The sequence below is a fragment of the Arthrobacter sp. 3Tela_A genome, from assembly GCF_049311025.1.
Lineage (GTDB): Bacteria > Actinomycetota > Actinomycetes > Actinomycetales > Micrococcaceae > Arthrobacter_B.
On record NZ_JAXIOM010000016.1, the window covers coordinates 1 to 25,053 of the forward strand.

Annotated in this window: 25 protein-coding genes; 15 read left to right on the plus strand and 10 right to left on the minus strand. The window is 65.7% G+C overall.

Annotated elements, in window-relative coordinates:
* The 4 genes from TVC13_RS06900 to TVC13_RS06915 form a co-directional block, all read left to right on the plus strand.
* Window positions 1-612 (plus strand): zinc-binding dehydrogenase (locus tag TVC13_RS06900; RefSeq protein WP_422400486.1); only part of this gene is annotated, 612 nt, incomplete at its 5' end.
* Window positions 613-621: 9 nt separating this feature from the next.
* Window positions 622-1,266 carry a peptidoglycan DD-metalloendopeptidase family protein gene (locus TVC13_RS06905; RefSeq protein ID WP_422400487.1) on the plus strand — a complete coding sequence of 215 codons (645 nt, stop codon included), beginning with the start codon at window positions 622-624 and terminating at the stop codon, window positions 1,264-1,266.
* Window positions 1,267-1,339: 73 nt separating this feature from the next.
* Complete coding sequence (gene corA, locus TVC13_RS06910) at window positions 1,340-2,335, plus strand: magnesium/cobalt transporter CorA (RefSeq protein ID WP_422400537.1); 996 nt, start codon at window positions 1,340-1,342, stop codon at window positions 2,333-2,335.
* Window positions 2,336-2,344: 9 nt separating this feature from the next.
* Window positions 2,345-2,761: an META domain-containing protein gene (locus TVC13_RS06915; protein ID WP_422400488.1), complete on the plus strand. Its 417-nt coding sequence runs from the start codon at window positions 2,345-2,347 to the stop codon at window positions 2,759-2,761.
* Between the two features lie 79 nt (window positions 2,762-2,840).
* Here the strand turns inward: TVC13_RS06915 and TVC13_RS06920 are convergent, their stop codons facing one another.
* Both TVC13_RS06920 and TVC13_RS06925 read right to left on the minus strand, forming a co-directional pair.
* Window positions 2,841-4,004, minus strand: a complete 1,164-nt coding sequence (locus TVC13_RS06920; RefSeq protein WP_422400538.1) for an IS30 family transposase — start codon at window positions 4,002-4,004, stop codon at window positions 2,841-2,843.
* Between the two features lie 324 nt (window positions 4,005-4,328).
* A complete protein-coding gene (locus TVC13_RS06925; RefSeq protein ID WP_422400489.1) occupies window positions 4,329-5,675 on the minus strand; it encodes an MFS transporter in 1,347 nt (448 codons plus the stop codon).
* Between the two features lie 343 nt (window positions 5,676-6,018).
* Here TVC13_RS06925 and TVC13_RS06930 point away from each other — a divergent pair, with 343 nt between their 5' ends.
* Window positions 6,019-7,527 carry a S10 family peptidase gene (locus TVC13_RS06930; protein WP_422400490.1) on the plus strand — a complete coding sequence of 503 codons (1,509 nt, stop codon included), beginning with the start codon at window positions 6,019-6,021 and terminating at the stop codon, window positions 7,525-7,527.
* A 5-nt stretch (window positions 7,528-7,532) separates the two neighbouring features.
* Here TVC13_RS06930 and TVC13_RS06935 read toward each other — a convergent pair whose 3' ends face one another.
* Together TVC13_RS06935 and TVC13_RS06940 are read right to left on the minus strand one after the other, a co-directional pair.
* Complete coding sequence (locus TVC13_RS06935) at window positions 7,533-8,108, minus strand: YdeI/OmpD-associated family protein (protein WP_422400491.1); 576 nt, start codon at window positions 8,106-8,108, stop codon at window positions 7,533-7,535.
* 156 nt (window positions 8,109-8,264) lie between these two features.
* Window positions 8,265-8,765: a DUF456 domain-containing protein gene (locus tag TVC13_RS06940; RefSeq protein ID WP_422400492.1), complete on the minus strand. Its 501-nt coding sequence runs from the start codon at window positions 8,763-8,765 to the stop codon at window positions 8,265-8,267.
* Window positions 8,766-8,882: 117 nt separating this feature from the next.
* Between TVC13_RS06940 and TVC13_RS06945 the strand changes: the two genes are divergently transcribed.
* The gene (locus tag TVC13_RS06945; RefSeq protein WP_422400493.1) at window positions 8,883-9,890 is read left to right on the plus strand and encodes a TIGR04086 family membrane protein; all 1,008 of its coding nucleotides are present in this window, start codon (window positions 8,883-8,885) and stop codon (window positions 9,888-9,890) included.
* Between the two features lie 60 nt (window positions 9,891-9,950).
* On the opposite strand, the gene TVC13_RS06950 is transcribed toward TVC13_RS06945, so the two are convergent.
* Window positions 9,951-10,859 (minus strand): SDR family oxidoreductase, encoded by a 909-nt coding sequence (locus tag TVC13_RS06950; RefSeq protein ID WP_422400494.1) that lies wholly within the window; start codon window positions 10,857-10,859, stop codon window positions 9,951-9,953.
* A gap of 835 nt (window positions 10,860-11,694) precedes the next feature.
* Between TVC13_RS06950 and TVC13_RS06955 the strand changes: the two genes are divergently transcribed.
* On the plus strand, window positions 11,695-12,720 hold the full coding sequence (locus TVC13_RS06955) for a S1C family serine protease (RefSeq protein WP_422400495.1): 1,026 nt from the start codon (window positions 11,695-11,697) through the stop codon (window positions 12,718-12,720).
* 157 nt (window positions 12,721-12,877) lie between these two features.
* Entirely contained in the window at window positions 12,878-13,318 is a 441-nt protein-coding gene (locus TVC13_RS06960; protein ID WP_422400496.1) for a universal stress protein, read from the plus strand.
* 8 nt (window positions 13,319-13,326) lie between these two features.
* Here TVC13_RS06960 and TVC13_RS06965 read toward each other — a convergent pair whose 3' ends face one another.
* Window positions 13,327-15,003, minus strand: coding sequence for an MFS transporter (locus TVC13_RS06965; protein WP_422400497.1), 1,677 nt, complete (start codon window positions 15,001-15,003; stop codon window positions 13,327-13,329).
* Between the two features lie 138 nt (window positions 15,004-15,141).
* On the opposite strand from TVC13_RS06965, the gene TVC13_RS06970 reads away from it, so the two are divergent.
* From TVC13_RS06970 to TVC13_RS06980, 3 genes are all read left to right on the plus strand, one after another.
* On the plus strand, window positions 15,142-15,708 hold the full coding sequence (locus tag TVC13_RS06970) for a TetR/AcrR family transcriptional regulator (protein ID WP_422400498.1): 567 nt from the start codon (window positions 15,142-15,144) through the stop codon (window positions 15,706-15,708).
* A 68-nt stretch (window positions 15,709-15,776) separates the two neighbouring features.
* A complete protein-coding gene (gene rraA / locus TVC13_RS06975) occupies window positions 15,777-16,244 on the plus strand; it encodes a ribonuclease E activity regulator RraA (RefSeq protein ID WP_422400499.1) in 468 nt (155 codons plus the stop codon).
* Window positions 16,245-16,253: 9 nt separating this feature from the next.
* On the plus strand, window positions 16,254-16,835 hold the full coding sequence (locus TVC13_RS06980) for a dienelactone hydrolase family protein (protein ID WP_422400500.1): 582 nt from the start codon (window positions 16,254-16,256) through the stop codon (window positions 16,833-16,835).
* A gap of 402 nt (window positions 16,836-17,237) precedes the next feature.
* Here TVC13_RS06980 and TVC13_RS06985 read toward each other — a convergent pair whose 3' ends face one another.
* From TVC13_RS06985 to uraD, 4 genes are all read right to left on the minus strand, one after another.
* On the minus strand, window positions 17,238-18,083 hold the full coding sequence (locus TVC13_RS06985) for an HpcH/HpaI aldolase/citrate lyase family protein (protein WP_422400501.1): 846 nt from the start codon (window positions 18,081-18,083) through the stop codon (window positions 17,238-17,240).
* Window positions 18,084-18,170: 87 nt separating this feature from the next.
* Complete coding sequence (gene pucL / locus TVC13_RS06990; protein WP_422400502.1) at window positions 18,171-19,091, minus strand: factor-independent urate hydroxylase; 921 nt, start codon at window positions 19,089-19,091, stop codon at window positions 18,171-18,173.
* A gap of 3 nt (window positions 19,092-19,094) precedes the next feature.
* Window positions 19,095-19,430 carry a hydroxyisourate hydrolase gene (gene uraH / locus TVC13_RS06995; RefSeq protein ID WP_422400503.1) on the minus strand — a complete coding sequence of 112 codons (336 nt, stop codon included), beginning with the start codon at window positions 19,428-19,430 and terminating at the stop codon, window positions 19,095-19,097.
* Window positions 19,427-19,942, minus strand: a complete 516-nt coding sequence (uraD, locus tag TVC13_RS07000; RefSeq protein ID WP_422400504.1) for a 2-oxo-4-hydroxy-4-carboxy-5-ureidoimidazoline decarboxylase — start codon at window positions 19,940-19,942, stop codon at window positions 19,427-19,429. Before uraD ends, uraH begins: the two co-directional genes overlap by 4 nt.
* Before the next feature lie 457 nt (window positions 19,943-20,399).
* On the opposite strand from uraD, the gene TVC13_RS07005 reads away from it, so the two are divergent.
* The 4 genes from TVC13_RS07005 to TVC13_RS07020 are packed head-to-tail and all read left to right on the plus strand — an operon-like array spanning window position 20,400 to window position 25,021.
* The gene (locus tag TVC13_RS07005; protein ID WP_422400505.1) at window positions 20,400-21,242 is read left to right on the plus strand and encodes an FAD binding domain-containing protein; all 843 of its coding nucleotides are present in this window, start codon (window positions 20,400-20,402) and stop codon (window positions 21,240-21,242) included.
* Window positions 21,239-24,004 (plus strand): molybdopterin-dependent oxidoreductase, encoded by a 2,766-nt coding sequence (locus TVC13_RS07010; protein WP_422400506.1) that lies wholly within the window; start codon window positions 21,239-21,241, stop codon window positions 24,002-24,004. The genes TVC13_RS07005 and TVC13_RS07010 overlap by 4 nt, the downstream gene beginning before the upstream one ends.
* 54 nt (window positions 24,005-24,058) lie before the next feature.
* Complete coding sequence (locus TVC13_RS07015; protein WP_422400507.1) at window positions 24,059-24,340, plus strand: hypothetical protein; 282 nt, start codon at window positions 24,059-24,061, stop codon at window positions 24,338-24,340.
* A gap of 36 nt (window positions 24,341-24,376) precedes the next feature.
* Entirely contained in the window at window positions 24,377-25,021 is a 645-nt protein-coding gene (locus tag TVC13_RS07020) for a TetR/AcrR family transcriptional regulator (RefSeq protein WP_422400508.1), read from the plus strand.
* Window positions 25,022-25,053 lie beyond the last annotated feature (32 nt).

The window sequence follows — 25,053 nt, forward strand, 5'->3', positions numbered from 1 at the left end:
GACCTGCTGCCGTCTTTGATGGCTGCCTCCGATGTGCTGGGCACCGGCTGGTTCGGGGCTGTCGCTGCCGAGGCAGGTCCGGGAAAGACCGTTGCAGTGGTGGGCGACGGCGCCGTCGGCGTTTTGGCCGTGCTTGCCGCCAAACAGCTCGGCGCCGAGCGGATCATCGCCATGAGCCGGCATCCGGAGCGGCAGCAGCTCGCCCGCGAATTCGGCGCAACGGACATTGTCGCGGAGCGGGGCGATGCAGGTGTGGCCGCAGTCAAGGAGCTGACCCGTGGCCTTGGGGCACACTCCGTGGTGGAGGCCGTCGGCACACAGGAAGCAATGATGCAGGCTGTCCGCTGCACCCGGCCCGGCGGGCACCTGGGATTCGTGGGGGTCTCTCACGACGTCGCCCTTCCAGGCCTGGAGCTGTTTTTCGCGGAGATTCACATGCTGGGCGGACCGGCCCCGGTCCGGCGGTTCCTGCCGGACCTGATCCAGCGGATCTGGGAGCGGACGATTGACCCGGGACGGGTCTTCGACTTGACCCTTCCGCTGGAGGATGCGGCGGACGGCTACCGCGCCATGGACGAGCGCCGCGCAGTCAAAGTGCTGCTGACGCCCTAGTCTGAGCCCATGGGCCCCGTGCTGCTGGACTTCCCCTTCATGGGCCGATGGACCGTGCAGAACAGTCCGGCGAACCGGGTCCCCAGCCACGGAACCCACCTGCTCGGCACCACCTACGCCATCGACTTCGTGGCGGTGGACGGCCGCGGCCGCTCCGCGCCGCCGTCGTGGCGTGCCGTCCTGGGCGCCGAGGCTCCGGAGGGGTTCACCGGATTCGGCGTTCCGGTGCTGGCACCGGTCGCAGGCTCGGTGGCGGCAGTGCACGACGGCGAACCGGACCACGAGGCGCGCCGCTCGCCGCTTGCACTGGCCGGGTATGCCCTCACCCAGCGGGAGCGCGTCCGGCGGGGCCCGGCGGGAATCGCCGGCAACCACGTGGTGCTGGCAACCGGGTCCGGGGCGGCCCTGGTCTATGTGCTGCTGGCCCATCTGCGCCGGGGATCCGTCGCGGTGGCTGTGGGGGATGCGGTGGTCCCCGGGGAAATACTGGGCGAGTGCGGCAATTCGGGCAACAGCACGGAGCCGCACGTCCATGTGCAGGTGTGCAACTCCATGGACTGGGAGCGGGCACGCGGCCTGCCGCTGGCGTTCCGCCATCCGGAAACAGGTTCACCGTGGCTGCCCCGCAATACTGAGGTCTTCAGCGTCAGGTAGTGCGGGCTGGCCGCTCCGGGCCGGCAATCGACGTAGGCTCATGTGGTAAGCAGGCTTGGCAGAAGGAGCAGCAGTGACCCTGGTGGACAACGCCGTGTACGTGGACGGCAAACGCCTGCACAGCCCGGAAACCCTTGAGGAGACTTTCGACCTCACCCGGGAATCCGGCGGCATGGCCTGGATCGGGCTCTACCGCCCGGACGACATTGAGCTGCTGGCCGTCTCCGAGGAGTTTGGGCTGAACCTGCTGATCGTGGAGGACGCCCTGGCCGGGCACCAGCGCTCCAAGCTGGAGCAGTACGGCGACCAGCTCTTTGTGGTGCTGCGGCCCGCCCGCTACCTTGACGACGTCGAGCGCGTTGAAATCGGCGAGCTGCACCTTTTTGTGGGACACAACTTTGTGGTGACCGTCCGGCACGCAGAATCCCCGGACCTGGCCCGGGTCCGCAAGCGCCTGGAACAGGAGGTGGATCTGCTGTCGCTCGGTCCGCAGGCGGTGCTGTACGCCATCCTGGACCAGGTGGTGGATGAGTACGCCCCGGTGTCCGCCGGCCTTGAAAATGACATTGATGAGATCGAGGACCAGCTCTTCGGCGGCGATGCAGAAGTCTCCCGCCGCATCTATGAGCTGTCCCGGGAAGTCATCGGCTGCCAGCGGGCCATCAGTCCGCTGGAAACGGTGGTCGGCGAACTGCAGCGCAATCCGGACAAGTACGCCGTTCCGCCCGAACTCAGGGACCGGCTGGGCGACGTCCTGGACCACGTGCTGCGCCTGATCGACCGCGTCACGGCGTACCGTTCGCTGCTGGACAACGCCCTGGCGCTCAGTTCCACGCTGGCGTCAAACCGGCTTGCGGAAACCTCAATAGCGCAGAACGAGCAGACCAAGAAGATCTCTTCCTGGGCTGCCATTCTCTTTGCTCCCACCCTGGTGGGGACGGTGTACGGTATGAATTTCCAGAACATGCCGGAGCTGGACTGGGCGCTTGGCTATCCGATGGCCCTGGCGCTGATGGTGCTGCTCGGCATCCTGCTTTATGCAGCGTTTAAAAGGAACAACTGGCTGTAGGAGGCCCCATTGCGAACCCGGATCACCTTCCTGGCACTGGCACTGCTCCTCAGCGCATCGGCCTGCGCCATGGATCCCGGCACTCCCGGCGCCTCCCCGGACGATTCCGGGACGGCCGGGGACACGCCGTCGTCCCCTGCAGCTGACAGCGCGGTGGGAATCTGGGGCAACCCGGAAAACACCCGCGAACCGTCCCTGGAGCTGCACGAGGACGGCCGCCTGACCGGCACCGACGGCTGCAACCGCCTCATGGGCCGCTGGGTGCTCGAGGACGGGACGGTCCGGTTCCAGGAAGTAGCCATGACCATGATGGCCTGCCCCGACGTCGACCAGTGGCTGGCTTCGGCGGCCAGCGCCGTCCCCGGCGAGGACACACTGCTGGTGTACGACGGCGGCGGCAACGAGATCGGCTCCCTCACCCGGTAACCGCCCCCTTCATCGAGATCACAGAAACTGCCCGTATGAAGCTGGCGGTTTCTAGGGGTCGTTGCAACACCATGTGTTGTTAGGTCTTTAGTAGTAGATCACGTAAGCGCTCGGCTGGGCTGTCCCAGCCGAGCGTTTTACGTGGCCGACCGTTGAGTTCATGTGCGACGAACTCGAGGTCCTCGGGGGTGTGGACGGAGAGGTCGGTGCCCTTGGGGAAGTACTGCCGCAGCAGTCCGTTGGTGTTCTCGTTCGAGCCGCGCTGCCAGGGGCTCGCCGGGTCGCAAAAGTAGACCGGCATGCCGGTGGCCATGCTGAAGGAGCGATGCTTTGCCATTTCCACCCCTTGGTCCCAGGTCAGGGACCCGCAGAGGTGTTCGGGCAGGGTAGTCATGACCTGGACCAGCCCGTCGCGGACGGTTTCGGCGCTATGGTCGCCGGGCAGGTGCACCAGCATCACGTACCGGGTGGAACGCTCGACGAGGGTTCCGATCGCGGAGCGGTTATGCGCCCCGGTGATCAGGTCTCCTTCCCAGTGTCCTGGCACGGCCCGGTCTTCGATCTCTGCCGGGCGTTCGGAGATCATCAGGGCCTCATCGATGAACCGGGGACGGCGCCGGGCCGGGTCCCGGTGCCCTACCCGCCGGGCCCGTCCGGTGCGCAGCGCCGCCTGCACTTCGCTTTTGAGGCCGCCGCGGGCCTGGACGTAAAGGCTCTGGTAGATCGTCTCAGCACACACGCGCATCTCCTGGTCATCGGGAAAGACTGTGACCAGCTTCTTCGATATCTGCCCCGGGGACCATTTCTGGGCCAGACCGGCCTGAACATACTCGCGCAGCCGGCCCGGCCCGGTGAGTTTCGCCGGTTTCGGGCGGCGCCTGCGTCCGGCGGCGAGCCGGTGCGCCGTATGGGGAAGGTACGGCGACCCGGCGCCGGTGTTCCGGGCCAGTTCACGGCTGATCGTCGAGGCCGGTCTGCCCATTGCCCGGCCGATACCGCGCACGGACTCCCCGGCACGTCGAAGGTCCTGGATCAGTTCCCGCTCGGTCAGGGACAGGCAGCGGCCGGTACCTGGGATCGATGGCAGCTCGGCGTCAGGGTCCATCCCATGGTTGTATCCGGTGCCCGCCCTGCTGGAGCGGAAGCGGGCCCCGGCCCGGGAACGTGTCACCCAGCGACGGGCCAGGGAAGCCTCGACACCGATCTGGCAGGCGGCCTCGCTAAGAGATGCTCCGCCCTGCAGGAGCGCGAAGAATTCCTCCTGCCGCGGGTGGGCCCGTGCACCAGGCCGCCCCTGTCCCCGCAGCCCCGCTTTCCGGACCCAGACGGCGCAGGTTGTCCGGTTCAGTCCCAGTTCCCGGGCAGCAGCACTCACATCACCACCCAAACGGTCAAAGGCATCGAAAAACGCTGCTCTCTGCGCCCTGCCCCGGCTTGGGTGAGACTGGTTTCCTCGCGAAACAGACACGGTCGTTGCAACTCCCAAAAGTCTGGGTGTTGCAACGACCGCTAGAACCCGCCGCTTCATACGGGCAGTTTCTGTTATCTCGTTGGGAGTGGAGAAGAACTACTTAGGCTGCGGAGCGCGGTGGGAATCCATCACGCCCAGGTCTGCGCCCTTGGTTTCCTTGACCATGGTCACGGCGACGAAGGAGATCACGCACAGGACCATGATGTAGATACCGATCGAGCCGGACCAGCCAGTCGCTTCCAGCAGCATCTCGGCGATCATCGGAGCGAACGCGCCGCCGAGGATGGCGCCCAGCGCGTAGCCGATGGAAACGCCGGAGTAGCGGACACGGGCCGGGAACATCTCGGCGTACAGCGCGGACTGCGGACCGTAGGAGAGGCCCAGGCCGATGGTCAGCACGAAGATGGACAGGCCGAACAGGAAGATGTTGGCGGTGTCGATCAGGAGGAACATCGGGATGGCCCAGAGGAACACCCAGGCGTAGCCGATCTGGAAGGTACGGATACGTCCGATCTTGTCCGAAAGGATGCCGCCGTACATGGTGAAGATCAGCCAGCCGAAGGAGCCCACCGTGGTGGCGAGCAGCACTGCCGGACGCTCCATGCCCAGTGCCTTGCCTGCGTAGGAGGCGAAGAACGCGATGACCAGGTAACCGGCGGCGTTGTTGGCGATGAAGATCAGGGCGGCGAGGATGACTTCACGGGAGTTGTACTTGAACAGCTGTCCCAGCGGGGCGGAGGATTCCTTCTTGCGCTTCTGGATTTCCTCGAAGACCGGGCTCTCATCCACGGAACGGCGGATGAAGTAGCCAACGAAGATCAGGACCACGGAGAAGAGGAACGGAACACGCCAACCCCACTCCAGGAAGGCCTCTTCGCTGAGGGTGCTGGAAATGACGAACATAACGAAGGTCGCCAGGATCATGCCGATCGGCACGCCGATCTGCGGGTAGGCGCCGAAGAATCCGCGCTTGTTGACAGGCGCATGCTCAACGGAGAGCAGTGCGGCACCGCCCCATTCACCGCCGGCGGAGAAGCCCTGCAGGATGCGCAGCACCATCAGCAGGATGGGAGCAGCGACGCCGATCTGGGCGTAGGTCGGCAGCACGCCGATCAGCGCGGTGGAAGCACCCATCATGATCAGGGTGAACACGAGCATCTGCTTGCGGCCCAGCTTGTCGCCCAGGTGGCCGGCGACGACGGCGCCCAGCGGGCGGAACAGGAAGCTGATGCCGATGGTTGCGAAGGAGACAATCTGCGCCAGCGCAGTGCCTTCACCAACCGGAGCGAAGTAAAGGGTGGCCAGGACAAAGCCCGCGGCCTGGGCGTAGATGAAGAAGTCGTACCACTCGATGGTGGTACCAACCAGGGTGCCCGCAAGTACCTTGCGTTCCTCCCGGCTCATCCGCTGGGACGGCGCAGCAGACGCACTTTTTGTAGTCATTGAAACTCCGTTATTTTTTTGACTGGAGGGACATTACTGAAAGAACGGTCGGTAACCTGTCGCCCCAAGATACCCTGAGCTGTGACACGCAACACACAATTTTCCGAATGTGACGCACAACCCGTGAAATGGTCTGCCACTTTAGGCAGCCCCGGAAACCCGGCGCTGCCAGTGGACAGCGGGGCTCCGCCGAGAGTGCAGCTGAGCCCTGAATGGATCTCACCCCTGCCGCCCTGCACCCTGTTCGATAATTGAACACTGGTTTCTTATAGCGAACTATGAGCACTATAGAGGACGTGTGATTCGAGACACAAGCTCGGATTTTGGCCGCTAGGCTGGACGAATGCCCTCACCAAGCGCTGAAACCAGCCCCGCCGGGGACACGACCCCCGTCAACCCGGCCGAACCGCCGTCTGCCGCCGCGCCTGTCGAAGTGGCCGATGACCTGGTGCGGCGCAGCCACCGCCTGCCTTCCGGCCTGGAGTACACCACCACCACAGGCCGGGTGGTGTTCCGGCGGGAGGAAACTTCCGACGGCAAGGCGGGCGGGTTCAAGCCCAAGGCGGAGATCTTCCTGACCGCGTACACCGCAGACCGGGCGGACACCGATACCCCGAACCCGCGCCCGGTGGTTTTCGCGTTCAACGGCGGCCCGGGTTCATCTTCAGTGTGGCTGCATCTGGGTCTGCTCGGCCCGCGCCTCGTGGACTCGGGCGACGCCGGGAACCTCACCCCTCCGCCCTTCGGCCTGGTCGATAATCCGCAGACGCTGCTGGAGCACGCCGACCTGGTGATGATCGACCCGGTGAACACCGGGTTTTCGCGGGTCGTTGACGGCAACACCGCTGACGAGTTCCACGCCTTCGAGCAGGACCGGGACCTGGTGGCGGAAGTGATCCGGCTCTGGACCACCCGCAACAACCGCTGGCTAAGCCCGAAGTACCTTGTAGGCGAGTCCTACGGGACCCTGCGTGCCGTCGCCGTCGCCGGCCGCCTCTTTGACGCCTACGGGATGTCCGTCAACGGGCTCGGCCTGATCTCCACGGTCCTGAACCTGGGCACTCTCACATTCGCCCCCGGCGTGGACACCCCCTATGCCCTGCACCTGCCCACTTACGCGGCCATTGCCTGCTACCACGGGCGGCACCCGGGCCGGGAGCTGGCGGACGTGGTCCGCGAGGCTGAGGAATATGCGGCCAGGGACTACGGCTATGCGCTCAGCCAGGGTTCGCGCCTGAGTCCGGAGGAGTACGACGCCGCGGTGCAGCGCCTGGCGAAGCTCACCACTTTGGACCCCGGGTTCATCCGCCGGACCAACCTGCGCTGGGACTATGCGCAGTTCTCGGCCGAGCTGCTCCGCGAACAGGAGCTTGCGGTCGGGCGGATCGACGGGCGCTTCACCGCCCCCGCTGAAGACCCCCAGGCGTCCACGAACTGGGACGATCCCAGCCTGGCAGCGATCAACGGCCCTTACGCGGCGGCGATCAACCACTACGTCCGCGCTGAACTGGGCTATGAGAACGATCTGCCCTATGAGATCCTCACCGGCCGGGTCCAGCCGTGGAGCTACAAGGAGTTTGAGGGCGTACCCATAGACGTCACAAGGACCCTTGAGCGGCTGATGGCGCACAACCCGAGCCTGCGGGTGCATGTGGACTACGGCTATTACGACGGCGCCACACCCCACTTTGCGGCGGAATATGTCTGGGCACACATGCGCCTGACCGATGCGGCCCGCGCGCGTTTTACCCATCACTACTACGAAGCCGGACACATGATGTACCTGCAGCCCGAAGCACGGCTGGGGCAGCTGGAGGCCTTGGCCGAGTTCGTCTCACCCGCCGCGGGCTAACCGGCTTAGAAAACGCCGTCGGCCAGCCGGGTTACCTGCCGGGCGATTCGGGCTGCCCGCACTGCGTCGTTGGGCGCCGTGACAACCTGGTGGAGGATCGAATACCGTGCTGGGCGGCCCAGCCCCGCGAAAGCCGCAGCCGCGTCCGGAGCCGCCGCCAGTGCAGCTTCGAGGTCAGCTGGAACCTCAAGTGCGGCCGACCCGCCGTAGGCCCGGACCCATCGGCCGTCCGTTTTGGCCCGGTCAATCTCGATTTGCCCCCGCACCCGCATGCGGCCTGCCTCGATCAGTCCGGCGACCAGTTCCACGTTCCGCTTCGACCACAGCGACCGCGCCCGTCTGGGTGTGAAGTGCTGCCGGAAAGTTACGGAGTCTACGGCGTTCCTCCGGCCATCGATCCAGCCGCTGCACAGCGCCTCCTCCAGCGCTTCGGCATACGTGAGCGACGTAGGAATCCGGGTTCCCTTTTTCGCCAGGATCAGCCACACGCCGTCGCTCACTGCATCATTCTCCTCGAGCCAGTCCTGCCAGGCAGCGGCGTCGGCAACCACCAGTTCGGGCGGGGCGGCTCGTTCAGTCATTGGTGATGTCCTTGCGGTGGGGAGGCTGGCCGGAGCGGCATCTCTCGAGTATTCCCCGAATTGGGGACAGCTTCTGTCCGCAGGTCGAGTGGGCATTCTTGCGGGCCGCCGGGCCTGGGCCGCACCTACCGGCCAAACCGGAATTGGGCTCGCTCGCTAGCGCGTGGCGAAGTGAATCCAGACGCCAATGATCCACGCAGTGCCGGCCGCGAGCGCCAGACCGAGTTCCACCAGCATGCCCAGTCCGGTGGCCTTTAGCGCCGCCCAGGAGGACGACGCCGCAGCCGGCAGACTGCGCTGGCGCACGTACTCGCTGATCAGGAGCCCTCCGGCGAAGCCGACGATCAGCCCAACAACCGGAATGAAAAACATGCCGGCGATGCCAGCCGCCAGGCCAATGAGGACGGAGCGGTTGGGGATTTGCCGCTGTTTGAGCTTCCTGCCGGTCAGGACGGCGCTGGCAGAAAGCCCGGTCAGCGCGAACAGCGCTCCGAAAGCGAAGGACCACCAGCCGGCACCGCTGCCCACCCCAATAGCCCAGCCCAGGAACGCCAGCAGGATGAGGATGCTGCCAGGCAGCACCGGCACCACGATGCCGGCCACACCCACTGCGATCAGCAGGCCGGCCACGAGGGTGATGATCAGGTCCGTATCCATGCAGCCAAGTCTTCCACGCGGGGCGCTCACACAGATTCAAGGCGCGGCGCTACAGTAAGGTTACTTATGAAGTCATCACCTTCAGTCCGGCACCCCCAACGGCAAGAGGAGAAGCAGATGAGTACGGATTCAGGCAGCACCGCCGCGGGCGATCCCCGCCGCAGGCAGGCAGACGGGACCCCTCCCCGCGAGGACGCGGACACGGGCGCTCCCGGCGTTTCGAGCAGCACCCCCGGAACCCATGGCTCCTCGAACGAGCCGGACGTCACCCGCAGGCTGGAAACACAGCCCGAGGCAGAGCGTACAGGCCGCACGGGCGCCCCGGCCGAAACGGGAACCTCCGGCACGAATGAAACCGAGGTGCTCAACACCCGGGATTCAGATAGCCGGATCACCGGCACCCGGGACCCGGACGACGCCGCCTACCGGAGTGACGATGTTCCGGCCGGAACGGCCCGCCGGGCTGCGCACCGGGACGGGAGCGTCACGTCCGGAGCTGAGCCGGTCGGAGACGCCGGCACCAACCGCCGGACCGCGGACGAACCCGTTATGCCCAACCGGGAAGCGCTTCTGGCAGCTGAACGAGAGCGTTTTGGCGGCATCAAGTTTGGAGCCGCGTTCTTCGGCTGGCTGACCGCCACCGGCATGGTCGTACTGCTTTCGGCCCTGGCTGCCGCCATCGGTGCCGCCGTTGGTGTCTCCACGGACACGGACCTGGGTGCTGCCCTGGACCAGGCCGCCGCCAACCAGTCCTCCGGACTGATCGGCGCGATCATCACGCTGATCGTGCTGCTGCTCGCCTACTACGCCGGCGGCTACGTTGCCGGCCGCATGGCCCGCTTCAACGGCGCCAAGCAGGGAGTTGCCGTCTGGCTATGGGCACTGGTGGCCGCCGCCGTCGTTATTATCCTTGGCCTGATCTTCAACGACGACATCCGCAGCCTCACCCAGCTCAACTCCGTGGCACCGCTTCCGCAGGATCTTGGTGACGTCAGCGCCGGATCCTGGCTGGCCCTCCTGGCCACCGTGGTCGTCAGCCTGATCGGCGCCATCCTTGGCGGACTGGCCGGCATGCGTTTCCACCGCCGGGTGGACCGCGCCAAGTTCACGCCGGCAACGGCCTAGCCCGGACAGCAAAATAGCCGGCCCCGCGCTGTGCGGGGCCGGCTATTTTGCGGGTAGAACTTAGGGGCTGGGCATGCCGCCGTTGACGTTGAGCGTTTCGCCTACCACGTAGCTGGATTCCGGGGACGCCAGGAACACGTAGGCCGGGGCAAGCTCCGTGGGCTGGCCGGCGCGGCCCAGCGGGGTGTCCTTGCCGAACTCCGGCAGGGCGTCCTTGGGCTGGCCGTCGGAAACCTGCAGCGGCGTCCAGAACGGACCGGGAGCCACAGCGTTCACGCGGATGCCCTTAGGCGCCAGCTGCTGGGCCAGGCCCTTGGTGAAGTTGTTGATCGCCGCTTTGGTGCTGGCGTAGTCCAACAGGTGCGGGGACGGGCTGTAGGCCTGGATCGAGGTCGAGTTGATGATGCTCGAGCCAGCCGGAAGATGCGGCAGCGCGGCCTTGGTCACCCGGAAGAAAGAGTAGATGTTGGTCTTGAAGGTGTCATCGAGCTGTTCGTCGCTGAGATCTTCAAGGTTCTCCACCGCAACCTGCTTGCCGGCGTTGTTGACCAGAATGTCCAGGCCGCCCAGGCCGTCAACGGCGTCCTGCACCAGCTGGATGCAGTAGTCGCGGTCCTTGAGGTCACCGGGAAGCCCGACGGCGGTGCGGCCGGCATCCTTGATCAGCTCCATGACCCTTGCGGCGTCTTCCTCTTCCTCCGGCAGGTAGGAGAGCGCGACGTCGGCGCCTTCCCGGGCGAAGGCAATGGCCACCGCCGCACCGATTCCGGAGTCTGCGCCGGTGATCAGTGCCTTGCGTCCTTCAAGCCGTCCGATTCCCCGGTAGGAGTCCTCGCCGCGGTCTGTCTTGGGCTCGAGGTCGGCGTCGAGGCCGGGCTCGGGCTGATCCTGCTTGGGCGGGCTGACTGAGGGATACCGGGTGACCGGATCCTGGAATGTGTACTGGTCCGAAGTATTTTCGTTGGCCATTAAGTTTCCCCACTTCCCATTGTTCATGGATATGGAGCCGCAACTCGCGGCCGCTCACATTAGGTAAGCATGCTTAGTATCCTATTGCGGAATGGGCACGGCGAGCAAACCCGGCCTGCGGGGCGGGCAGAAGAAAAGGGCGCTAGAAGAAGAGGCCGAGGAAGCCGACGCTGATGCTGCCGACCAGTCCGATGATCAGGAGCCAGACAATGGGCGTGCGGAACTTGTTCATGTGTCGCATGGTCTCCACAGTCTACGCGGAATGCCCATGCGGTTGAGGAGCAGGGCCGCAAACGCCGCCAGCACCCGCTCGGACGGCTCATACCCATCGAGCGGCCTCAGCCACTAAGAAACCATCAACTCAGCTGTCAATAGGACCTTCAGCTGTCCCAACGTTTCTCGGGATGGACAGGATTCTTCGGGGTTGCGATGTGCGTGCTGGGACACGAGTCGAGTAAACGGCCGGTGGTTTGAACCATGGGAAGGTCTCCCGTTTCCATAGATGATCTAACGGATGGTGGCTTAACCGACTCATATTTTTCGTGGGCAATTGCGGGAGCGGGCACAACGGAGGGTCGCTCGGACAGCTGCTCTTCTCAGCCTCGGGAGGTAGTTGATGTGCACCAAACCAAACCCCTTCATCCGTTGCGCGGTTGTCACGTCCCTAAGCCTGTGTCTGTGGGCTACGGGCTGCACTAACGGATCCGGCACGTCCCCGCAGCCTTCCCCGCCGACAAGCAGCGTTCCAACCTCCTCGCCTACCGAAAGCGCACTGACCACTTCCACCGCGACGAGTACAAGTACCGCTTCGTCGACGAGAGCATGGCCTGATGTCGTGGCTGATACTCAGTCCGGGGTGGGCCAGCTCTCCGTCACCAGGTGCGAGGCCGGATCCACAGGAAGCGGGTTCCTTATCGAACCGAACCTGGTGGTCACTGCAGCGCATGTTGTCCGCGGCGCTGCCGCGATCAGCGTAGCTTTCGGCAGTACATCGGTGGACGCCACAGTTGTGGGCGCCAACGAAGAAGCAGACATCGCTCTTGTCAGAACCGACCGTCCAATCCAAGGCCATCAGTTTCAGCTCAGAACCAGCGAACCTCCGGTCGCCGCCGACGTAGCAGCACTGGGCTTTCCGCTGGGCCGCCCGTTCACCTTCACCAAAGGAACAGTCGGCGCCCTCGACGCCGAACAGGATAGAGGGGACCGGGTTCTGCGAAACCTGATCCAAACCGACGCTGCTATCAACTATGGCAACAGCGGAGGACCACTCATCACCCAGGACGGCCAAGTAGCGGGCATTGTTGTCACCATCGACTTCGATGACTACAACAACAGAGCCGAAGGTATCGCATACGCGGTAACGGCACCCCGTGTTGCCTCGGCCGTCAACGAGTGGAAATCAAGGTCGGCGCCCGTGGCCTTTAGGGATTGCGGAACTGCACCGGCACCAGGTTCAGGTTTCTTCCCCTTCACCGTCTCGGCAGACCATGACCAGGCCAGCAGCATAGGCCAAAGCCTGCTCCTTCACGGTCAGGGCATCAATCGAGGCGCGTACACCTCAGCATTCAATCTCCTCGCCCCCGAGCTCCAAGCCACTTTCGGGGACGCCGGCTCATGGAGTGAGGACCTCGGCTCCTCCTACTGGACAAAAGCCGAGCTCGCTGATGTCACTGGCACCCCATCAGCCGACGATCTGAACGCCGACGTGAACCTTCAGACCATCCAGAATGCCGCGGATGCCTACCGGGAAACCGACCAAACATGTTCGAACTGGAAGATCCGGTACTCCATGCACTGGGACGGCACAAATTGGCTCATCGCCGGCACCTCTCTGCCCTTCGGAGACCCAACCCCCTGCTAAACCCGGCTCAATTGTCCAGACAGGGTGGCGAAGTGTTCGGCCGGCGGGCAGGCATCTGCTGACAGCACGAACAATGCCCGCCTCTAGGAAAAGACCGGCGCGGGCGGCAGACTTTTCGCAGAGGATCCATCAGCGGCGGACAGACAGGACGAGGACCATGGCGAAGGACAACCGCAAGCTAATTGTCGTCGGAGTGGATGGGTCGGAGCTCTCACTGGTGGCACTGCGAACCGCCCGCAGGCTGGCTGACCTGCTGCACTGCCGGGTCGAGGCCATGACAGTCTGGACCCACCCCATCTCTCTGGCCGCCCCGGTTGCATCTGCTGAGTGGTCGCCGCGGGTGGATGCCGAGGAAGCCCTGAACGAGGCCGTACTGCAGGCCTTCGGCGACGATGTCCCCGAAGGCCTTACGAAGATTGCCGTGTCCGGGCAGCCGGTGCAGGTGCTCGTGGAAGCCAGCAAGGATGCGGAAATGCTGGTGGTCGGCAGCAGGGGCAGGGGCGGGTTTGCGGGACTGCTGCTTGGCTCAGTCAGTTCTGCGGCTGCAGCCCATGCCCACTGCCCCGTGCTGATTGTCCACCCGCCGGAGACGGAGTAGCGGCACGGCTAGCGCCGCACCGAGCAGGCTTCCTGCCGTTCGGCGTGTTCGGCGGCGGACTCTTCGTCCGCGGCAACTCCGCCCGTAGCGGCAAGTGCAGCGTCAGGCGCTGCAGCGGGAGCACCGCCGTCGGACACGGCGTCCGGTTCAGCGGCGGCATCCTTGTCCGCAGCGACCGTGCGCAGCATAAAGACCGCTCCAACCGCGGCAGCCACCATCAGCACGATGCCGATCAGCGACGTCGCCACCACACCGGAATCGAACGCGGACTGGGCCGAGGAGAGCAGTTCAGCAGCCTGGGGGCCGGGCAGAGTCTCGGCCGCCTGCACCGCACCGCCGAGTGTTTCTGAAGCGGCGGATGCAGCGGCCGCGTCCATGCCGTCAGGCAGCACGATGCCGTTGCGGTAGCCGGCGGTCAGGATGCTGCCCAGCACCGCGGTGCCCAGCACAGCTCCGACTTCGTAGGCGGTTTCGGAGATAGCCGATGCGGCACCCGCCTTGGCCGGCGGGACGGATCCCAGGATCAGGTCGTTGGAGATGGTCTCCGCGGAGCCGACGCCGATGCCCAGGATCATAAACGCGATCACGAGTCCCAGCGGGCTGTCATCATGGCCGGTCAGCAGCACCACGGTGTAGCCGACGGCGCTGAACACCAGTCCGGCAGCCACGGCATAGGCCGGACGGACCCGGCGTACTACGCGGACAACGGCGAGGCCGGCCACCACGGTGAGCATCAGGCCCGGGAGCATCATCAGGCCGGCCTCCCGGGGCGTCTGCCCCAGGACCAGCTGCAGGTGCTGCGAAAGGAAGAGGATAAAACCCACCTGCGCAAAGACGCTGAGCAGGTTGGCGGAGATGGAACCGGTGAAGACCGGGTTCCGGAAGAGCCGCACGTCCAGCATGGGTTCCGGGCGGCTGAGCTGGCGGCGCACGAAGGCGAAGCCGAAGAGCAGTCCGGCGGCCATGGGAACCAGGGCGTACGCGTCGAGTCCGTGGGTGGAGATGGACTTGATGCCGTAGACCAGCGGGAACATGGTGGCCATGACCAGCAGGATGCTGATCGGGTCCACCTTGCCCGGCTTGGGGTCACGGGATTCGGGCAGCAGCCGGGGTCCGAAGACCAGCAGCGGGATCAGCACCGGCACCGCCAGCAGGAAGACCGAGCCCCACCAGAAGTGCTCAAGCAGGGTTCCGCCCACGATCGGACCGAGCGCAGCGCCGCCGGAGAACCCGGCAGCCCAGACGGCGATCGCGATCCGGCGCTGGCCGGGCACCACGAACATGTTCCGGATGATAGAGAGCGTGGCGGGCATCAGCATGGCACCGAAGAATCCGAGCAGGGCGCGGGCCCCGATCAGGGCGCCGGCAGTGGGTGCGAAGGCCGCAGCGACGGAGACCAGGCCAAAACCGGCGGTTCCGATCATCAGCAGCTTTCGACGTCCAAGCCTGTCCCCCAGGCTGCCCATCGGGACCAGCAGGCCTGCCAGGATCAGCGCATAGATGTCAATGATCCAGAGCAGCTCTGTCCCGGTCGGCGCCAGGGCACGGGACAGGGACGGGACGGCAAAGCTGAGCACGGTGTTGTCTACCGCTACCAGCAGGACAGCGAGCATCAGCACCGCCAGTCCCAGCCATTCACGCTTTCCGGCCCGCTGAAGCACGGGCCGTTCCTGTACCGCAGGCACAATTCCTCCTTGGACTTGGCAGGGCTCGGCCTGCCGCAAACTGTTGGGTTAAAAAGACATGCCAGCAACCGCCGGGTCCCACCCGCACGTTACTGTACCGTCTAGACTGTACAGCACGGGATGGCGTAGCGTAAAGCCATGCCTGAACAGACACCCGCCCGGGAGCGCGTCCTCTCCGCCTATGAGGAACTGCTGATCAATGAAGGTCCCCGCGGGGCAACGCTCGACGCCGTGACCGCACTCGCCGGCGTCTCCAAAGGCGGACTGCTCTACCACTTCAAAAACAAGGAAGCCCTGGCCGCCGGACTCCTGGACCGGCTGCGGGTGCTCGCCGCGGCCGACCTCGAGCGCATGCGCACCGACGCCGAGGGGCCCGCGCGCTTCCTGGTCCGCACCTCCGTCTATGTGGACAGCGGACTGGACCGCGCCCTGATTGCCGCTGTCCGCCTGGCGCAGGCCAACGACGCCGCTGCCTCCGAACTGCTCCAGCAGATCCACCGCGACTGGTTCTGCCTGGTTCTCGACGAAGTCGGGGACCGTGCCATTGCCCGCAGCATCATGCTGCTGGGCGACGGGCTCTACTACAACGAGGGCCTGCCCGGCGGCTGGCCGCAGGAGGAGAACTCCCCCACCTCCGGTTCCGTGGAGGAACTGCTGGAAGTCGTGGACCTGCTCAAGGCCCAGGCCGCGGCCAAGCACGCCTGACCACACTCACCGGCGGCGCGGTACGCCGCTGCCGCGTACGAAATGTGTCCTGTGGCACAGTAGGTGCCATGGAAATGAGCACAGCCGACCTCTACGACGAACACGGCGAAGCCCTGGCTTCAGTCTCCCTGCAGTTCCAGGACCTGGGCGGGCACACCCGCTTCACCGGACCGGTGCGCACCATCCGCTGCCACGAGGACAACGGACTGGTGAAGTCCACGTTGAACTCGCCGGGCGACGGCGCCGTCCTGGTAGTCGACGGCGGCGGGTCGATGAACACCGCCCTGATGGGGGACATGATCGCGGAGGCCGCAGTCACCAACGGCTGGGCCGGCGTCGTCATCAACGGACCGATCCGTGACCGTGCCGCCGTCGCCAAGCTTCCGCTGGGCGTGAAGGCACTGGGATCCAATCCGCGCAAGAGTGCCAAGGATTCGATAGGCGACGTGGATGTACCGGTGGAGTTCGGTGGTGTGGTCTTCCGCCCCGGCGCCGTGCTCTACGCCGACGAGGACGGAATCCTGATCGAACGATAGGGAGACACAATGGCCAACGTCCTGCTTTTCCACCACGCACTCGGCATGACACCAGGCATGGACGCTTTGGCTGACCTGCTGCGCGATGCCGGCCATACGGTCACCGCACCGGATCTCTATGACGGACGAACGTTCTCCAGCCTGGAAGCCGGGGTGGCCTACGCGGCGGAGGTTGGGTTCGATGTCATCGAGGCCCTGGGCGTCAAAATGGCCGAGCGTCTGCCGCAGGACGTTGTCTACGTCGGGTTTTCACTCGGTGTGATGCCCGCCCAGCGCCTGGCTCAGACCCGTCCCGGCGCCCGCGGCGCTGTGCTGGTCAGCGCCTGCGTTCCGCCCGGCACGTATTCCGGCTCCTGGCCCGCAGGTGTTCCCCTGCAGGTCCACGCCATGGAACAGGATCCGCTGTTCGTCGAGGAGGGCGACCTCGACGCCGCCATGAACCTGGTGGAATCAGCGCAGTCGGCGGAGCTCATCCTTTATCCCGGGAACTCGCACTTCTTCGCGGACATCAGCTCGCCGGAGTACAACGAGGACGCTGCCCATGCCCTGACCGCGAGCATCCTCCAGCTTCTCGCGGGTGTGGAGGGCTAGTTCTGCGGCCTGTTCGGGCTCGTGGTGGGTTGGACCGGAGTGCTGCTGCCTCAAGCGGCCCGCTGACGCCGCAGCAACGGAGGCCGACGCCGTTCGGAGCGTCCGCTACCGTCCGGCTTCTCGCCGGTGGGGCTTCGGGTGGCTGCATCCTTTGCTGCGATAAAGCTCTTTAGGGCCCTCCCCCATCATCCTTTGTCGCGATAACGCTGCTTTCGGGACGGCAAAACGACGTTATTGCAGCAAAGGATGTCCGAACCGCTGCCAAAACGACGTTATTGCGACAAAGGATGCGCATCGTCCATGAACTCGAGGCACAGCACTGCAGCCGCACCGAACCAGCCCCTCGATGGTCCGGAGCTCCAGCCCAGCAATAATCCGCAGCCCCCGAAGAAGCTGAGACGCCTAGGCGTTCCAGAGTCCGTAGGAGTCGGCGAGGGAGGAAATCTTCTGTGCACGGGCCAGGCGGGGCAGGTAGGAACCGTCGCCCACCACGGCGCCGGCAGCGTGCGCCTCGAGCAGCTCGTGGGCCCAGACGATTTCCGATTCACTCGGGGACAGGCCCTTGTTGATCGTGTCAGCAGCTTCGGGCATCAGGCAGAGCTTGCCGGTCATGCCCATCGACGCGGTCACCTTGCAGGCATCAAGCAGCTTCTCACCCAGGGTGCCGGGCGTCGGGCCGTCGATCGGGCCGGGCAACTGCCCCACACGGGAGGCAACCACCAGCTTGGAGCGGGCGTAGGCCAGCGCCATCGGGTCATCCGAGGCACCGGTGTCGCGGCGGAAGTCTCCAACGCCGAACGCCAGCCGGAACGTGCCCGGAGCACTGGCAATCGCCGTCGCGTTTTCGATGCCGAGGGCTGACTCGACCAGGGCGAGCACCGGGGTGCCCGCCTGGAGCCGCATGGCGGTGTGCGTGACCTGTTCGGGCTTTTCGGTCATGGCCAGCATGACGCCGCGCAGGCCGGGAGCCTTCGAGAGTGCGGCCAGGTCATCAGCCCAGTAGTCGGTCTCGATACCGTTGACGCGCACCCAGGCAGTCATGCCGGTGGAAAGTGCCTCGACCACGCGCTCACGCGCTTCAGCCTTGCCGTCGGCGGGAACAGCATCCTCCATGTCGAACACGACCGAGTCCGCTTCCGAGGCAAGTGCGGGAGCAAAATTCGCTTCATCCGCAGCCGAAGCCAGCAGCCAGGAACGGGACAGTTTCGCGGGCAGCGCCGCAGCGCGGCTGTTTCGGAATGGAGCCATACGTCCGAGCCTACTTTCCGGCCCCGCGATACCCCAATGCGGACAGCCCGGGTGTGACCACCGTTACTGCCTGCGCCCGCCTGTTTCTTAACAGAACCCGGCGATGGTGTTCCAGACCGGATCAGCAGCAGCGGAGTCCTCACGCAGCACCGCGGCTTCAATCAACCCGTAGGGGCGGTCTGCGGCGAAGAACACCTCGCCGGGGTTGTCCAGGCCAAACGGTTCCAGGTCCACCGGGAAGTGGTGGTTGTTGGGCAGTGAGAGACGTACTTCGGCAATCTCCGGATGGGCTTCGAGCACGGCACGCCCCATCTGGAACATACTCTGCTGCAGCGCCAGGGAATGGGTGTTGGCGAAGGCATCCAGCAGTTCCGCCCGCACGGAGGCATAAACAGCATTGAAATCCGGGACGCCGGTCCCGGCGTAACGCCATTTGGCGGTGACGTCCGTTGCGAGGATCCGATCCGTAGTTTCGGCAAGGGTGGTGTAGCGGTCCCGCGGGAAGCCATGGAACTCCGACCCGGTGGTCTTCAGCACGGTCAGGCCGCTGATCCCGGCCACCAGGTGCTGCCGGCCTCCGTCCACCAGCAGGACGGCGGTGCGGACCTCCGACTTGTCCTTGCTGAAGGCATGGTCGTGGCCGTTGATCCGGTTCCAGAAGTACTGCTCCGCAGCCCAGCGTCCACCGGTGACCCAGTCGAAACTGGAGGTGAAATGTTCAGCCAGGCGCAGCAGGAAAGCCTCCGGGGATCCCACACCGTCCCGGGCAAAAGCATAAATGGTGTTCTTCTGCGTATCCGTCGCCACTACGTGGGCGTTGTTCCCTTCGGTGTGCGCCGCCGCAAAATCTCCGTGCAGCTGGGAGGTGATACTGAGATCCTCCAGGTGATGCCGGGCGGTGTCCCGGGTGACCTTAACCAGCCGAACCTCGGCCTTCCCGTACTGGTTGGGCCCAAGAATGATCCGGGACGTGCCGCCGGCACCGGCTACGTGTTCGTGGGTGTCCATGGGTCAGCTTCCCCTATAGGTGGAGTAGGCGAACGGGCTGATCAGCAGCGGCACGTGGTAGTGGCCCTCCCCCGAGATTCTGAACGCCACGGTCACCGAAGGGAAGAACGACGGCGTGCCCGCGGCGGCGAAGTGCGCTTCGGTGCTGAATTCCAGCCGGTAGTTCCCGGCGGCCAGGGTGTCCGGACCCAGATCAGATATGCGGCCGTCACCGTCCGTGGCGCCTGCGGCAAGTTCCCGCCAGTCCATTTCGCCGAGAACCTGCAGCGACACCGGAATTCCGGGCGCGGGTTGGCCGGTGGAGGTGTCCAGCACGTGGGTGGTAACGCGGCTTGTCATCGGTCCAGGAGTCCTTCCAGTCGGAGAATCGCAATTTCACGCAGGGCGGCGGCCGTGGCTGCGAGCTCGTCTTCGGCGGTGTTCTCCAGCCGCCGGTTCAGGACGGCCAGGATTTCCTCGGCACTGCGGCCCGCGGCACGGATCAGAAAAACCCTGCCAAACCGCTCTTCGTAGCGGCGGTTTCCTTCTACGAGCTGCTCCCTGATGCCACCGGAAAGGGCAATCCCGGACTGTTCGTTCCGGGACATCGACGCCTCGTGCCCGGTGCCTGAGGCACGTTCGCCGATGCGGGGGTGGTGGGCCAGTGCGGCGTCTATCTCCCCTGCGGTCCAGTCCGGAGCAGCGAGTTCAGCGAATGAGAGCAGTTCGGCGCCGGTGCCGAAGGGCCGGGCGAAGGAGATCTCCGACGTCCAGCGCGGAACGTCAGCGCAGGGCCGAAGCATTTCCTCGGCACGGTCAAACGGTGCTGCGTTGAAGTCAGCCAGGAAATTCTGCGAACGGGATGAATTCATAGGTGCCAGCTTTCACTCGGCAGCCTTCACCGGCGCTGAACACCCTTGACCATCGGTTTTATGCAGGCCGACTTGATTCGATGTTTCCGGAGAAGTTATTACTTACCGCGATTTCAGTTGGCTCATTCTTTAGTTCCTGCCGGGCCGGTGTCAAGGGTGCCGAACCCTGAAGGCACCTCTGCTGTGGCACCGCCGCCATCCGGTTTCGACAAGCGGCGCAAGCCGGCGGCCCGGTTTGAAGCCGCTTTACGGGAACCTCCTGTGCACTGCGGGCGCGGGTGGTAGGCTCCGTTGAAATTCGGGCTGATCCGGACAATCAGCAGGACACATTGAATAAAACCAAATTTCCGGAAATAACAAATGGTCAGTTCCCGGAAGCGGTTTATTTGTGGAAACCCCGGCATCCGGCAGTCCGCCGGACCGGACTGCCATCCCGGCGACGTGAGGAGCAAGGGATTTGGACCTGAACACGGTGGAGGATCTGGTCCCCACTGCCGACCCGGCTGATTACCGGCCCGGCGACGCGTGGCTGGCCGGCGGCACTGTGCTGTTTTCCAACGGCAGTTCAACCCTGCGCAGGCTGCTGGACCTAAGCAGCGCAGGCTGGGAACCCCTGGCCGCCCGGAAGGACGGCCTGGAAATCGCCGCGACCTGCACCATCGCCCAGCTTTACGGTTTCGCTTCAGCCCCGCCCACGGCCGCCGCAGACTGGCCCGCCCTCGACCTGATCCAGCCCTGCTGCAACGCGTTTGTTGCCAGCCGCAAGGTCTGGAACGTCTCCACCGTGGGCGGCAATCTGTGCACCGCGCTCCCCGCCGGACCCATGACGGCGCTCACCGCCGCGCTGGACGGACAGGCGCTCCTGTTCTCCCCCGATGGAACCCGCCGCACATTGCCGGTCACCGAGCTGGTGACCGGTGATTCAGAGACATCCCTCGCGCCTGGCGAACTCCTGCGCAGCATCACCCTCCCGGCGAGCGCGCTGAGTTCGCGCTCCTCCCTGCGCCGCCAGTCGCTAACCAGCCTCGGACGTTCGGCGGTGCTGCTCATCGGCCGGACGGACCCGAGCGGATTGTTCGTCCTCACCGTCACGGCCGCCACCGTCCGCCCGGTCCAGCTGCGCTTTGACCGGGTTCCGTCCGCACCCGAGCTTCGCGCGGCCCTGGACGCGGCTATCCCGTCTTCCCTGTACCACGAAGACGTGCACGGACTGCCGGAGTGGCGCCGCTTTATGACCGAACAGCTCAGCGAGGAAATCCGGTTCGAGCTGGCCGGTGATCCCGGTGAAGGGACCCCATGAGCTACACCGTCAACGGCCAGCTAATCCACGCCGAACCGGCACCAGGCCAGTGCCTGCGCACGTTCCTGCGGGAACTGGGCAACACCGGTGTGAAGAAGGGATGCGATGCCGGGGACTGCGGAGCCTGCACCGTCCACGTTGACGGCATCCCCGTGCACAGCTGCATCTTCCCCGCCCGCCGTGCCGCCGGCCGGGAAGTGACCACCATTGAGGGACTGGCCGACGGCGGCACGCTGCATCCTGTGCAGCAGCAGTTCCTGGATGCCCAGGGGTTCCAGTGCGGTTACTGCACGGCGGGCATGATCATGACCGCTGCCGCTTTGGACGCTGAGGAAAGGGCCGACCTGCCCCAGGCGCTGAAGGGGAATCTCTGCCGCTGCACCGGCTACCGTGCTGTCGAGGACGCCGTCACCGGCCTCCAGCTCGTGGACCAGGACGCCGCCGGAGTGGGCAAGAGCGTTCCGGCCCCGGCAGGACCGGAGATTGTCACCGGCATGGCCCGCTACACACTGGACCTGCCGCCCGGGGCCCATCCGGACCTGCTGCATCTGGCGCTGGCGAGGTCTCCGCACGCCCACGCCCGGATCATGTCTATCGACGCCACCGCCGCGCTGGCCGTTCCCGGCGTCGAGGCGGTGTTCACCCATGAGGACGCCCCCGCCCTCCGGTACTCATCTGCCCAGCACGAACTGCACACGGACGACCCGGCGGACACCAGGGTGCTGGACGACGTCGTGCGGTTTAAGGGCCAGCGCGTGGCTGTAGTGGCCGCTTCGTCGGTGGCGGCCGCCCAGGCCGGGGTCCGGGAGCTGCGGATCGATTACGAAATCCTGCCCGCGGTATTTGAACCGGACGATGCGCTGGCTCCGGGAGCGCCGCTGCTGCACGCCGCAGCGGCGGCGGAGCCCGGCGTCGGAACCCCTGCACCCAGCAACGTCGTGGCTGAGCTGCACTCGGAACTGGGCAACCCGGACGCGGGGTTCGCTGCCGCGGCAGCGGTTCATGAAGGCACCTATTACAGCCAGCGGCTGCAGCATGTGGCGCTGGAAACCCATGCCGCCGTCGCATCATTCGATGGGACCGGAAGACTGGTCATCCGGACGTCCACCCAGGTCCCGTTCCTGGTCCGTCGCACTCTCTGCCGGGTCTTCGACCTGCCGCTGGAGAAAGTCCGGGTGGTTTCCGGACGGGTGGGCGGCGGGTTCGGCGGCAAGCAGGAAGTCCTCGTGGAGGACGTCGCGGTGCTGGCCGCGCTCCGGCTGGGCCGCCCGGTGCAGCTTGAGCTGAGCCGGGAGGAACAGTTCACCGCCACCACTACCCGGCATCCCTTTCGGGTACGGGTGAAGGCGGGGGCGGACGCCGGCGGCATCCTGACGGCCCTGACCGTAGACGTCACTACCAACACCGGTGCCTATGGCAACCACGGGCCGGGGGTGATGTTCCACGGCTGCGGTGAATCCGTGGCGGTGTACCGGTGCGCAAACAAGAAAGTGGATGCCCGCGCCGTCTACACCAACACCGTGCCTTCCGGCGCGTTCCGCGGCTACGGGCTAAGCCAGATGGTCTTTGCGGTTGAGTCCGCCTTGGATGAGCTGGCCCGCGCCCTGGATATGGATCCACTCGAGTTCAAGCGCCGGAACCTGGTGGTTGAGGGTGATCCCATGCTCTCCACCGCCCCGGAAGCGGCCGCTGACGTGCTTTACGGCAGCTACGGCCTGGATGAGTGCGTGGACCTGGTGCGCGGCGCACTCGAAGCCGGGGCGCGGGATCCGCAGCGTTCCGGCGGAGAGCTGGGGCCGGGCTGGCTGGTGGGCGAGGGCACCGCCGTCGCCATGATCGACACCGTGCCGCCGCGCGGACACGTGGCGCACACCCGGATTGCGCTGCGTCCGGACGGACGGTACGGGCTCGACGTCGGCACTGCTGAATTCGGCAACGGCACCACCACGGTCCACACCCAGCTGGCCGGTACTGCACTGTCTACGCTTCCGCAGAACATTGTGATCCGGCAGTCGGACACGGATCTGGTGGACCACGACACGGGCGCCTACGGATCCACCGGCACAGTGGTTGCCGGCAAGGCCACGCTCGCGGCGTCCGCAGAGCTGGCCACCAGGCTGCAGGGTTTCGCGGCATCGCTGTTCCGGAACACCTCGGCCCAGGTCAGTCTTGAGGCGGACGCCGTGGCGTGCGGGAACGAGCGCGTGCCGCTGGCGGAGGTGTATCTGCGGGCCCGGGAGGCCGGCGTCGAACTGGTGGCCGAAGGCCGCTGGGGAGGCACACCGCGCTCTGTGGCCTTCAATGTGCAGGGCTTCCGCGTGGGGGTGGACCCGTCCACCGGAGAGATCCGGATTCTGCAGAGCGTGCAGGCTGCCGACGCCGGCGTGGTGGTCAACCCGCTGCAGTGCCGGGGACAGATTGAAGGCGGGGTTGCGCAGGCGATCGGCGCTGCCCTGTTCGAGGAAGTCCGGGTGGACGAATCCGGCGAGGTCCTGACCCGGGTCCTGCGCCAGTACCACGTGCCGGCCTTGGCCGATGTGCCGCGCACGGAAGTCCTGTTTGCCGCCACGAGTGATTCGCTGGGACCGCTGGGGGCCAAATCGATGAGTGAAAGCCCGTTTAACCCGGTGGTTCCGGCACTGGCCAGCGCGCTGCGTGATGCCACGGGCCTGCGGTTCATCCGCCCCCCGTTTGCCCGGGACCGGGTGTATCTGGCCCTGCGGGAAGCCGGCATCGTGCCCCGAACCGTCCCGGTGCGTTAAGCATCCCCGGCACCACTGCCAACACCCGTGCCGGAAATCTGGAAGACTTAAGCCATGAGTGAGCAGAGCAGCGGCAAGAACACGCAGCCCGGCCGCCGCGGCTGGCTGACCGGGGGACCTGTGCTGACGGTCCTGCTGATCGCCGGCCCGCAGATCCCCGGGCTCCTGAGCCGGCTGTTTTCCGGCGCCCCGGACGGGGTGTACTCACTGGCCACCGTGTACGGAGGCGCGGCGCTGACCCTGATCGCCGCCGGCGCACTGGTGTACTTCCTTGGCTCACGGCAGACCGCGGCCGCCGGCCGCAAGCCGCAGGCATCGGAGCCTGAGCGGGACTAGTTGCACCCGGTGCAACGATGCACTTAGTGTAGGAGTGTGCTTCCAGCCAGCTCCACCCCAGACCGCAGGACCGCCATCAAGAGCAGGCACCGCCAGGCGATCGTTGACGCCTGCGCCGCACTGCTGTCCGAACGCCGCGGAACTGATTTCTCCGTTGACGAGCTCGCTCAGCGCGCCGACGTTTCCCGCCGCACCGTTTTCAACCATTTCGCTTCACTGGATGACGTAGTCACTGAGGTGGGAACCGACGTCGTCGCTTCATCACTGACACTGCCGGACGGCGCGGCACCAGAGGGCCACTCTCCCCTGGATGACCTCGTGGACCTCGTAAGCTCGCCGCGGTTCATCGAAGCGGTTTCCTACCTCACGCAGGTCCTTGGCCGCGCAGATACACGCTCTTCCCCGCAGCAGGCGATTATGGCTTTCCGCTCCGTGACCATGGCAGGCGACCAGGTGATGGCCGCCCTCGCCTCCCGGCATCCTGACGCGGATCCGGAGGACATCCAGCTTCTCGTCGGCACCTTTGCCGGCGGAATCAGCGTGCTCTATGAACGCTGGTGCGTCCAGACCGGCGCCGTGGACACCCCTGAATCCCGCACCGCCTGGATCGAGCTGATCCAACGGCTCGTCACAGCCCTGCGCACCGGCATCGGCGCGGGTATACCGCCCAGCCGGCCCTAATTTTTCGCTCGCGGCGGTTCACCCCCGCCGCC